Source organism: Mycobacterium sp. TH-M15 (assembly GCF_057473705.1).
This window is the reverse complement of the sequence record NZ_JBYCLB010000440.1, coordinates 1-2,060: the sequence shown is the minus strand read 5'-3', so window position 1 is coordinate 2,060 and position 2,060 is coordinate 1. Positions and strand designations below refer to the sequence as shown.

Annotated in this window: 3 protein-coding genes; 2 read left to right on the top strand and 1 reads right to left on the bottom strand. The window is 69.1% G+C overall.

The features are described from left to right. Positions 1-255 (bottom strand): hypothetical protein (locus tag AC2VNT_RS10630; RefSeq protein ID WP_486946819.1); only part of this gene is annotated, 255 nt, incomplete at its 3' end. Positions 256-454: 199 nt separating this feature from the next. Here AC2VNT_RS10630 and AC2VNT_RS10625 point away from each other — a divergent pair. Continuing rightward, positions 455-736 carry a hypothetical protein gene (locus AC2VNT_RS10625; protein ID WP_486946818.1) on the top strand — a complete coding sequence of 94 codons (282 nt, stop codon included), beginning with the start codon at positions 455-457 and terminating at the stop codon, positions 734-736. A 280-nt stretch (positions 737-1,016) separates the two neighbouring features. After that, positions 1,017-2,060 (top strand): AMP-binding protein (locus tag AC2VNT_RS10620; RefSeq protein ID WP_486946817.1); only part of this gene is annotated, 1,044 nt, incomplete at its 3' end.

Here is a 2,060-nt window from a genome sequence, read left to right as displayed (position 1 = left end):
GGTGAACATCTCGCGGAGCCGCTGGTAGAAGGCGGTGGCGGCGTCGCGGGCCACGGTGTAGTCGGCGGCGATGGTGCCGCGCTGCTCGGCGACCTGGCGCGCCGTGTAGAGCCGGGTGATCCGGTCGAACCGCGGGTTGTCGAAGTAGCGCTGGGTCGCGGCGACGTCCTGCTCGAAGTCTTTCGCCGAGCCGTTACCGCCGGCCGGCCCGGCCGGTGTGCGGGTGGTCGCGTTGCTTTCGATGGTGGTAGCCATGGATTTACGCTCCTGTCCGCGGTGAATTCTCGTGGTCGAGTCTATCCCCCGCCGGGGCGTCGTCGTGACCCGAGACACATTCAACCGAAATCGGTACAGTGATCACATGCCGGCCCGAGCCTGGGACGGCCGTTCGCACCGGCCGCCGTACCGCCTTCACCGACCGGATCGGGGACTCGGTCGCTGGTCGGCACGTCGGATGAGCCGCAGCTTCGCCCACGTCGGCGTCACCATCCCGGCGGCTCGGCTGCGTGAGATCATGGCCGGCGCTTCGTCGGGGTTCGACGAGTCGGTGGACGTCAACTTCGCGCTGGCGGCGACGGGGATCAAGCGCGCCGAGCGGGCGGCCCGGGTGCGGCGCACCCGGCAGCGCGCGGTGCACTGGCTGGTGATCGCCGGGTTGGTGATCGCCGCGCTGAACCTGCTGATCTGCGTGGGATACGGCGTCCTCACCCTGGCCCTGCACCAACCCCCGATGTGAGCCCTACGCCAGCCGACCTCGGCGAGGCGGGGCTGTACCTCGTCTAGCAGGCGGTGGACGAAGCCCCTGTGGCAACACATCCAGTGCGGCAGCGGTTTTGGCCGCCGGGATGACGGTAGGTGACCAGCGCACCAGGTCGATCCGGGTGGTCTGCCCGGCGACGAACGCCAACGAGGTGTGGCACTCCGGGTTCGGGAGCCGATGCATGTCGAATACCCGTTACCGACGTTAACAGAACGCACCGGGAGGCGTTGCCCACGACGGCACTTAGACTGCGCCAATGAGCCACGGTTCCGGGCCGCCGGCGGGGCACCGGGGTCTGCTGCAGATCGACGATGTCCTGGATGCCGACGGTCGCATCGCGTTGCCGGCCGACGACACGCTGGTCTCGGTGATGGAACGCAACATCGCCTGTGTCGGCGACTCGGTGGCGTTCCGCTACCTCGACCACACCCCGGTCAGCGGGGTGCGCGCGGTCGAGCTGACCTGGAGCGAGCTCGGTACCCGGATGCGGGCGATCGGCGCACGCCTGCAGCGAACCACGGCCCGGGGCGACCGGGTGGCGATCCTGGCGCCGCAGGGCCTGGAGTACGTCGCCGGGTTCTACGCCGCGGTGAAGGCCGGCGCCGTCGCGGTGCCGTTGTTCGCACCGGAACTTCCGGGTCACGCCGAACGCCTGGGCACCGCGCTGCGCGACTCGACCCCCACCGTGGTGCTGACCACCACGGCGGCGCGGAAAACCGTTGCGGCATTTCTGGACCGGCTGCCCAGCGCTGGCCGGCCGGAGGTCATTGCCGTCGACGAGATACCGGACCCGGTCGCCGACGAGTTCGCGCCGGTCGCACTGAATCTCGACGATGTGTCGCACCTGCAGTACACCTCCGGCGCGACCCGACCGCCGATCGGCGTGGAGGTCACCCATCGATCGGTCGGGACGAACCTGCTGCAGATGATCCTCTCGATCAACCTGCTGGAGCGAAATATCCACGGGCTGAGCTGGTTACCGCTCTACCACGACATGGGCCTGTCGATGATCGGTTTTCCGGCGGTCTACGGCGGGCACTCCACCCTGATGTCGCCGACGGCGTTCATCCGGCGCCCGCAGCGCTGGATTCAGGCGATGTCGGCACAGTCCAGGCACGGCCGGGTGGTCACCGCCGCACCCAACTTCGCCTACCAGTTGACGGCCCAGCGCGGCCTGCCTGCGCCGGGGGCGCACGTGGACCTGAGCAACGTGGTGATGATCGTCGGTTCCGAGCCGGTGAGCATGGCGGCGATCACCACGTTCACCGCGGCATTTGCGCCGTACGGCTTGCCGCGCACC